Raw genomic sequence first — 9,212 nt, forward strand, 5'->3', positions numbered from 1 at the left:
AATTCATTTCGCCCTTGGAGATCGCCTCCACAAGGTCCTCATCACCCGAAAGTTCAGCGCCGGCGGCCTTGGCCTCGGCAACTTTTTCACCGCGGGTAATCACTGCGATACGAACGGTTTGCCCCGTTCCCTGAGGAAGAGCGACCGTTGTACGCAGCTGCTGGTCGGTGTATTTGGGATCGATACCAAGGCGCACATGCGCCTCCATGGTTTCGTCGAATTTGGCTGTAGCATTCTCCTTCACCAACTGAATGGCTTCAAGAGGCTGATAGGCACGGTCCTCGATTTTGGTAACGAGGCTAGCCAGGCGTTTAGAAAGTTTTGGCATGTCAGGTGTGGGGTTCAAGCGACGCTGAGGCCTCCCCCGAAATCAGTGAACGGAACAAACAACGAACGCAGGGCGTTCAGTCGCTAACGGCAACACCCATGTTGCGGGCAGTGCCTTCGATAATGCGCATCGCCGACTCAACACTGGTGCAGTTGAGGTCGGGAAGCTTGGTCTTGGCGATCTCCTCAAGCTGGGAGCGATTGATGGAGCCAACACTGCCCTTTGCGGACTCACCGGAACCCTTTTGAATTCCAGCAGCCTTGGTAATCAGAACCGAGGCAGGCGGGGTTTTCGTGATGAAGGTGAAACTACGGTCTTCGAAGACCGAAATTTCAACCGGAATCACATATCCGGCCTTGTCCTGAGTGCGAGCGTTGTACTCCTTGCAGAACGCCATGATGTTGACCCCGTGCTGACCGAGGGCAGGGCCCACCGGCGGTGCGGGGTTGGCTTTGCCGGCCTGAAGGGCCAGCTTGATCACAGCTACGACTTTCTTGGCCATCGGCAAGCGGAGTTGAACATCTGCGGATCACCGACCTCTAGGGGCGGTGCGGCGAAATGGCGAACCATCTCTAAGGCCGTCCTCCGCAGGAGACGGCCGCCGTATGAATCAGTTTTGCTTACTGATCTGAGAGAACTCAAGCTCGACAGGGGTTTCTCGACCAAAGATTGATAACAACGCTTTGAGCTTGCTTCGTTCCCCAGACACCTCGATCACCTCGCCTTGGAAGTCTTTGAAAGGACCTGCGGTTACCAGGATTTGATCGCCCTCTGCGAGATCGACTTTGACGACGGTCTTCTTCTCGGCTGCGCGCTTGAAAATACGATCCACCTCCTGACGACTCAGGGGACGGGGCTTGATATGGCCACGGGCCTTACCCGTGGCACGACGGTCTTCTGCACCAACAAAATTGATGACGTTTGGCGTGCTTCTCACCGCCATCATTGTGTCTTCATCCAGGACCATCCTGACCAGCACGTAACCCGGAAACACCTTCTCCTCAGTGGATTGACGACTGCCGTCTTTTTTGACTTTCACCGCCGGCGTCTCGGGAATTTCAATCTCAAGGATTCGGTTGCTGACCCCAAGCGTGACAGCGCGCTGCTCCAGGGTGGCCTTCACCTTTTTCTCACAGCTTGAGGCCACCTGCACCGCGTACCAACGGGCGACAGATGTGCGTGCAGGCATCGACTCAAGCGTGCCGTCCTCTCCCTCATTGGGTGCTGGCAGATCAAGCACCTCGGTGCTCTCCTGCTGGGTGGTATCGAGGTCAGACACGGATGCGGACGAACAATTGGGACAAATGCGATCTGTTGTACGAGCAGCAGATCAACGGAACACCTGAGAGGCGGCCCAACCGTAAAAACGGCTGAGGGCTGAAATGGCCGCGGCCGAGAGGCTCACCATCAAGATCACAGCCACTGATTCACTGAACAGCTGCTGACGACTGGGCCAGACCACCAGCTTCAGCTCTTCGAAAGTGGCAGCTAAAAAACCACCCCTTCGGCCTGTTTCAGCCGGTGTTTGTGGGGAAGCGGTTTCGGTGTCCTCGGAAGTAGGGCTGGTCACGAATCTTGCGATGCCGGAACTGACGCCGGTGCCTTGGGCACGTGACGGCAAACAAGCATCCTACTGGACGCTTATCGATATCTCATTCTGCCTCGAATCGAAACGGTTCTGTCGATGTGTCTCCTGAATGCACCCGAACCGCCTGAGCCCCGTTAAAGCGCTCTTCAAGCAATTCGGTCGCCAGCGGATTTTCGACGCGACGGCGCAGGACTCGACGCAAAGGTCTAGCGCCATATTCGGGCTCATAGCCCAAAGTCGCCAGATCATGCGCCACCGCATCATCCACACGCAATTCAAGTCCTTGCTCGGACAGCAAGTGGGCTAGATCGGCAAGCTGCAAACGCACAATCCTTTCCAGATCTTCCACACCAAGGGGACGGAAGCGAATCACTTCATCGATCCGATTCAAAAATTCTGGCCTGAAATGGTGGGCCAACGCCTCGTCCACGGCGGTATTGAGCGCCTGAGCGGCTCCGGCCTCATCACCCGATTGAGCTTGACGGGCAGAATCGAGAATGGCTCTACTGGCCAGATTGCTGGTCATCACCACCACGGTGTGGCGGAAGTCAACGGTCCTGCCCTGCGAGTCGGTGAGCCGTCCGTCGTCAAGAACTTGGAGCAGCACGTTGAACACATCCGGATGTGCTTTCTCCACCTCATCCAGCAGCAACAGCGCATAGGGGCGACGCCAAACAGCCTCGGTGAGTTGACCGCCCTCCTCGTAGCCCACATACCCCGGTGGCGCACCAAGCAAGCGCGCCACCGCATTGCGCTCCATGAATTCACTCATGTCGAGTCGAACGATGGCCTCTTCCTCGTCGAACAACAAAGCTCCAAGCGCTTTTGCCAGCTCGGTCTTACCCACGCCTGTCGGCCCTAAAAACAAAAATGAACCCACCGGACGGCGTGGATCTTTCATGCCAGCACGGGCACGACGAATGGCCGCTGCTACAGCCTGCACCGCCTCTGGCTGGCCAATCACCCGTTCGGCAAGACGCTGCTCAAGTTCCAACAGCTTTTGACGCTCACCAGCAAGAAGGCGCTGGATTGGAATCCCAGTCCAACGGGCCACCACATCCGCGATATCAGCCGCTTCCACCTGTTCTCGCAACAGGGCAGACCCTTCCTCTTGGGCCTCATTCAGCGACTGTTCAAGATCAGCGCGGCGCTGCTGTACGCGATGCAACTGGTCGTACTGAAGACGGGCGGCCTCTTCCAAATTTCCGTCCCGCTCTGCTTCGGCAATCGCATGGCGAAGGTCTTCATCTTCCTGAAGCAACTGACGCAACTCCTCCAGCTGCTCCCGTTCCGCCTGCCATCGCTCCCGGAGCTGACTCAGCCGGTCAGAGGCCTCAAGACGATTGCGCTGGAGCTGAACCCGTTCCCCGTCCGGTGCCTGCTCCGCGGCGAGAACCGCCAACTCCACTCGGCGTAGATCAGCCTCTGCATCCTCCACCACCTGAGGCTTGGACGTCACATCCATTTTCAACTGAGCAGCAGCTTCATCGATCAAGTCGATTGCCTTATCCGGCAAACACCGGTCACTGATGTAGCGATCCGCCAACCGGGCTGCCGCCATGACCGCCTCATCGGTAATGGTGACCCCGTGATGCAACTCATATCGCTCCTTCAATCCACGAAGAATCTCCACACTGAGTTCAATCGAAGGCTCCTGAATCGGCACCTTCTGAAAGCGCCTGTTCAACGCTGGATCCTTCTCCACGGTGCGGCGATAGTCCTCTGGAGTCGTGGCGGCAATACAACGCAACTCGCCGCGTGCCAGGGCTGGTTTCAGCAAACTGGCCGCATCAGCACTCGATCGCTCACTGTTCACCACGGTGTGAAGTTCATCAATGAACAGCACAACGGCCGCTTCCGGATCGCTCACCTCATCGAGAACGGCACGAAGACGTTCCTCGAACTGACCGCGGAACTTGGCTCCAGCGATCAAGGCACCACCATCGAGAGCAACAAGCCGCAAGCCCTGCAGAGATTCGGGCACCTCACCAGCAACGATCCGTTGCGCCAGGAGCTCTGCGACCGCGGTCTTACCCACGCCAGGCGCACCAATCAAAACAGGGTTGTTTTTGCCGCGTCGCGACAGCACCTTGATCAAGCTACGAATCTCGCCATCCCTGCCGATCACTGGATCAAGCAATCCAGCAGCCGCAGCAGCCGTGAGGTCGCGGCCATAGCTCTCCAACGCAGTCGGCTCGCTGATCAGCTCAACAGAGCGGTCCATCTCATCGCCCTGAGGCTGAGGGGATGCAGCCGTTTGGCCTTGCTGAAGCTGAACTGAAGGCTGCTGCACTGGAGGCTTCTGCGCTGGAGGCATGGGAGCAGGAGCAGCAGAGGCTGAGGGCGCTCGAGGCCGTGGGGGAGGAGGCGCGACAACGCTCGAAGGTGAACGATCGGGAGCACGGGTCAGTTCTGCTTCAAGCCGATCGGCGGGCAGTCCAAATTGCGCAAACAACTCTGCACCGACGCGAGGGTCGCGCCCCATCGCGATCAAGAGATGGGACACATCGATCAAGCGGGAGCCCCAAAGTGAGCGCACCCGATCCGCCTCCTCCAATAAGGATTCGAGATCCTCTCCCACGAACAGATCCTCACCGCGAGCCATGGGCTGCTCAGCCAAAAAGCCCTCGAGTTGATCGAGCAGTCGGTCGATTGGCAGTGGCAAGGCCGCAGCAACACGCCGATAGCGCTCATCGCTAAAGAGCACCTGCAAAAGATGCTCAACATCAAGATCCTGATGACGCCAACGACGGGCCACATCCTGCCCAGACAGCAACAGCTCCCAAGCGTCGTCACTGAAGCGATCAGGTTCTGACGTCAGGCTGCTCAAAGGCTCAAAGCTGGTGCGGGAGGTGGAAGTCATTGGTGTGAAGCGTGATTAGGCCGCGTCTGATCGGGAGGAAAGCTGAATGAGTTCCACCTTGTAGCCATCTGGATCGTCCACGAAAGCAATCACGGTGTTGCCATGTTTCATCGGACCAGGCTCACGGACAACCCGCCCTCCCTTTTCTGCAATCGCAGTGCATGCCGAATAGATGTCATCGAGACCAAGCGCAATGTGGCCATAGCCATCACCAAGGGCATACGCATCTGTATCCCAGTTATGGGTCAGCTCAAGAACGGTGTTGTCGCGCTCATCCCCATATCCCACAAACGCAAGCGTAAAGCGACCGGAGGGGTAATCCTTACGACGCAGCAATTGCATCCCTAAGACCTCTGTGTAAAAGCGGATTGATCGCTCCAAATCGCCCACTCTGAGCATGGTGTGAAGCATGCGCATGCTGCTGATTCCGCCCGTTCTGTCCTCATGGTGCCAAACACAACAAGACGCGGCAGGGGGCGTTCCATAGGATCTGTTCAGTCTTGTCTCCACCCCCCGTGCTCGATTCCCTCGATCTCGTCATCGACACCATCGTGGCCAGGGAGGTCTTGGATTCCCGTGGGAACCCCACGGTGGAAGCAGAGGTCTTGCTGGAAGGCGGTGCCAGTGGCCGCGCAATTGTTCCCAGTGGAGCCAGCACCGGCGCCCATGAAGCCCATGAGCTCAGGGACGGTGGCGACCGCTACATGGGCAAGGGCGTGACCAAGGCCGTGGATCACATCGAAGAGCGGATTGCACCTGCGCTCTGCGGTCTGTCGGCTCTCGATCAGGGGAGCGTGGATGCAGCCATGCTCGAACTTGACGGCAGCGACAACAAATCCGGCCTGGGCGCCAATGCCATCCTCGCCGTGAGCATGGCAACGGCTCGCGCCGCTGCCAACGGGCTAGGCCTGCCTCTCTATCGCTATCTGGGAGGGCCGATGGCAACGCTCCTACCCGTGCCTTTGATGAATGTGATCAATGGGGGGGCCCATGCGGCCAACAACTTGGATTTCCAAGAATTCATGCTTGTTCCTCACGGCGCTCCCAATTTCAGAGAGGCGCTGCGGATGGGCACGGAGGTGTTCCACACCCTGAAGAACTTGCTGAGCGAACGAGGCATGAGCACCTCGGTGGGTGATGAGGGCGGCTTCGCTCCTGATCTCGGCAATGAGGAAGCCGGAGAAGTGCTGGTCCAGGCCATCGAGAAAGCTGGGTACAAGCCAGGTGAGCAAATTTCGCTTGCGCTCGACGTAGCGAGCACCGAGTTTTACAGCGATGGTCGCTATGCCTTTAGTGGCGGCAGTTATTCCAGTGCCGAGATGGTGGACCAGCTGGAACAACTCGTGAATCGTTTCCCGATCATTTCGATTGAGGACGGATTAGCAGAAGACGACTGGGAGGGTTGGGCCCTACTCACCGAGCGCCTCGGCAAACGCGTTCAGCTCGTTGGAGATGACCTGTTTGTCACCAATACCAAACGCCTGCAGCGCGGGATTGATGCGAATACCGCCAATTCGATCCTGATCAAAGTGAATCAAATCGGTTCACTGACCGAAACGCTTCAAGCCATCGACCTAGCCGGTCGGTCTGGTTACACCAGCGTGATTAGCCACCGCAGCGGTGAAACAGAAGACACAACCATTGCTGATTTAGCCGTCGCCACTCGCGCAGGCCAGATCAAAACTGGCTCGCTGAGCCGCAGCGAGCGGGTTGCCAAATACAACCAGCTTCTGCGGATTGAGGACGAGCTTGGCAATCAAGCGGTCTATGCCGGAGCAACAGGCCAGGGACCACGTGGTCGCGACTAACGCAAACCACTCCCTTTTCCTGTCACGGGATACCAGCTGATCACAGGGTCACTGCTTACGCGGCTGGCCCTAGAGAGCTTTGTGCACCTCAACGGAGGGGCAGCAGACAAGGCAAAGATCAACCACTCAAATAACACTTAGCGGCTCCAATTTGCAGCAGATAGAGGAGCCTTTGATCACATTAGGAATGGTGAACGAAGCAGCTATCTCTTCCTTGACTCAGCTGTCAAAGCGAAGAGAAATACAAGCAAGGGCTTAAATAAGAAAAGCAGGCTGGAGGAAGAATGGGATTGTATTGATGAAGACAACGTGTAATTAATGACCAGCAGAATTTCATTGGGCCAACTCAATTCATTCGCCCCTAAAAGAAATGAATGTCGTTCAGGACGAACGATCAGTTCCTGACAAATTCTCAATCCGTCCATCCCGGCGAAGTTTCCCTTGCAACTTCAACCAGCCCATCCCAACCGGAAGAGCCGCACCGAGGGGAAGCAACGCCCAGAGGGGCCTAGTACTGGCACCCATTAAGGCCGCTGCCACGGCAAGTCCGCCAAGCAACACCGACTGGCCGATCGAATGCTGCGCCGTCACCATCCTTCGGAACTGACGGTCTGATTCACCCATACGAATCTGAAGCTGCAGGTCTCCTTGCTCGAGGCGCTCCAGGCTTTCATCCAACCGACGAGGAAGACCAACAGCCCTTGAACCAAGAGCGCCGACCTGACGGCCAAATTCATTCAAAAGATCGTTGGAGCCAGATCCACTGGAAGTCATGAGCGGCAGCAGATAAGGCTTGGCAATCGCCACAAGGCTAAAGCCCGGATCAAGACTTTTGCCGACCCCTTCAAACGTAGAAAGGGCACGCATCACAAAGATCAACTCCACGGGCAGCCGAAACGGCTGCCCGTACACCAGTTCGTACAGGTCTCCCGACAGTTTTTCAATCACGGAACTGCTGAACGGCGGCGTGAGGGCCTCCTTCAGCATCAGACGCACCAAGCGGCGAACAGGGCCCACATCAACACCAGTAGCGATCACTCCAGCCGCTTGCATCTCATCAACAAGAGACGCTGCATCCCTTGCAGCGGCAGCTCTCACCATCCCTCCCATCCGCCTGCGTAGGCGCTCGGAGAGTTGCCCCATCATCCCAAAGTCGTAGTAGATCAGCGCTCCATCGGCCGCAACCGCCAAATTCCCTGGATGGGGATCGGCATGGAAAAAGCCGTAGCGCACGAGCTGTTGCAAGTAGCTAGCCGAGCCGATCTCAGCCACCTTGGACGGATCAATCCCAGCGTCTTGAAGAGCCGCACGGTCATTAATTTTGATCCCAGGCAAGTAGTCGAGACAGAGAACGCGCCTAGTGCTGAGCTCCCAGACCACCCCAGGCACGCGGATGTTCGGATCATCCAGGAACTGCTGTCGAAACCGTGCAGCGTGCTGAGCTTCAAGACGGAAATCAAGCTCTCGGAGTAAAACACGCCTGCACTCCTGGGCCATCGCCACCCAGTCGCGCCCTCGTCCCCATTTGGGATGACGCTGAAGCACAGCAGCCACCTGCTGCATCACTTCTAAATCCAGCCGAAACACACGGTCCAATCCGGGGCGCTGAATCTTGAGCACCACCTGGCGACCACTACGAAGACTCGCCCGATGCACCTGGGCCAAGGAAGCCGCCGCGATGGGCTGCTCATCTAGATCAATAATTTCAGCGCAACGGGCGCCCAGCTCGTCCTCAAGAACAGACTGAGCACGGTCAAAGGAAAAAGAGGGAACCCGGTCCTGCAATGCCGCCAATTCAGAGACCCAGCCCGCTGGCAACACATCCGGCCGAGCCGACAACAACTGGCCGAGCTTGATAAAAGCCGATCCAAGGTGAAGCAGCTCCTGCGTCAGCCAACGTGCACGCAATTGCTGGCGAGCTGCGCGACGCTCCGGAGTTGGACCGCCCGGATAGCTAAACGCTCTGGCATCCCACCACAGGAAGAACAGCAAGGTCAGAACAGCACGCCAAATACGGAGTCCCCGGAATGCTCTACGCAGCAGGGCCTTCAAGCGACTGAACAGGATCACGACCGCTCCTCGATGCGAATGCCCAGTTCAGCGACCCGGGCTCGCAGTTGATCAATCTTGGTCTGCAAACTCTCCTCTTCAACCGATGAAGCAGGGGATGACTCCGCGTCCACGCTCCGTCCATCTCCTTCTCGCTCAAGCCTCTCTGCTTCCGCCTTCACCTCTTCCTGAAACAAATCCCATTCCTGGCGAACGCGATCGGGTGCGTCTTGCACCAACACAGCGAATCCAGCAGCAGCATCCGCCATGCCGTGACCCATCCGAGCGAGCACACGATGCATCGCCGCTCTGAGAAGAGCATCTCGGGAGGTCATGGCCATTCGTCTCAACCCTCAAACTGTGGCAGATTCAACCTCCGATCAGCGACGTTCACTCAAGGAGCGGGAGGCGCATCCACCGGAGTGACGAAAAGTTCAGGCTCAAACCGTTCGGGCTCGACAACGACGGACTCCACCATGACGGGAGCTTCCATCTGCTCTGGAACGGGGGTCGGCTGGGCCAACTCGGGGACCTCAGTCGGCAACGCATTAGGCACATCCAAAGGCAGCTCTGAAT

General features: G+C 57.5%; 8 protein-coding genes and 2 pseudogenes. 1 reads left to right on the forward strand and 9 read right to left on the reverse strand.

Annotation, left to right across the window (positions count from 1 at the left end; all coding sequences use genetic code 11):
- From NCN04_RS04265 to gloA, 6 genes and pseudogenes are all read right to left on the reverse strand, one after another.
- Positions 1 to 328: pseudogene (locus tag NCN04_RS04265) on the reverse strand (50S ribosomal protein L1); the annotation flags it as partial.
- 76 nt (positions 329 to 404) lie between these two features.
- A complete protein-coding gene (rplK, locus tag NCN04_RS04270) occupies positions 405 to 830 on the reverse strand; it encodes a 50S ribosomal protein L11 (protein WP_048347448.1) in 426 nt (141 codons plus the stop codon).
- 108 nt (positions 831 to 938) lie between these two features.
- On the reverse strand, positions 939 to 1,607 hold the full coding sequence (gene nusG, locus NCN04_RS04275; protein ID WP_048347449.1) for a transcription termination/antitermination protein NusG: 669 nt from the start codon (positions 1,605 to 1,607) through the stop codon (positions 939 to 941).
- 51 nt (positions 1,608 to 1,658) lie between these two features.
- Positions 1,659 to 1,898, reverse strand: coding sequence for a preprotein translocase subunit SecE (gene secE, locus NCN04_RS04280; RefSeq protein WP_048347450.1), 240 nt, complete (start codon positions 1,896 to 1,898; stop codon positions 1,659 to 1,661).
- Between the two features lie 82 nt (positions 1,899 to 1,980).
- Positions 1,981 to 4,779 (reverse strand): ATP-dependent Clp protease ATP-binding subunit, encoded by a 2,799-nt coding sequence (locus tag NCN04_RS04285; RefSeq protein ID WP_250395272.1) that lies wholly within the window; start codon positions 4,777 to 4,779, stop codon positions 1,981 to 1,983.
- Between the two features lie 15 nt (positions 4,780 to 4,794).
- Positions 4,795 to 5,196, reverse strand: a complete 402-nt coding sequence (gene gloA / locus NCN04_RS04290; protein WP_250395273.1) for a lactoylglutathione lyase — start codon at positions 5,194 to 5,196, stop codon at positions 4,795 to 4,797.
- A 98-nt stretch (positions 5,197 to 5,294) separates the two neighbouring features.
- Between gloA and eno the strand changes: the two genes are divergently transcribed.
- Positions 5,295 to 6,587, forward strand: coding sequence for a phosphopyruvate hydratase (gene eno / locus NCN04_RS04295; protein ID WP_250395274.1), 1,293 nt, complete (start codon positions 5,295 to 5,297; stop codon positions 6,585 to 6,587).
- A 381-nt stretch (positions 6,588 to 6,968) separates the two neighbouring features.
- Here eno and NCN04_RS04300 read toward each other — a convergent pair whose 3' ends face one another.
- From NCN04_RS04300 to NCN04_RS04310, 3 genes and pseudogenes are all read right to left on the reverse strand, one after another.
- Positions 6,969 to 8,657: an ABC1 kinase family protein gene (locus tag NCN04_RS04300; protein ID WP_245407161.1), complete on the reverse strand. Its 1,689-nt coding sequence runs from the start codon at positions 8,655 to 8,657 to the stop codon at positions 6,969 to 6,971.
- Positions 8,654 to 8,971 (reverse strand): hypothetical protein, encoded by a 318-nt coding sequence (locus tag NCN04_RS04305; protein WP_048348369.1) that lies wholly within the window; start codon positions 8,969 to 8,971, stop codon positions 8,654 to 8,656. Before NCN04_RS04305 ends, NCN04_RS04300 begins: the two co-directional genes overlap by 4 nt.
- Positions 8,972 to 9,030: 59 nt before the next feature.
- A pseudogene (locus NCN04_RS04310) lies at positions 9,031 to 9,212 on the reverse strand (hypothetical protein); the annotation flags it as partial.

It is taken from the genome of Synechococcus sp. MU1655, from assembly GCF_023630655.1.
In the GTDB taxonomy this organism is placed as follows: Bacteria; Cyanobacteriota; Cyanobacteriia; order PCC-6307; family Cyanobiaceae; genus Synechococcus_C.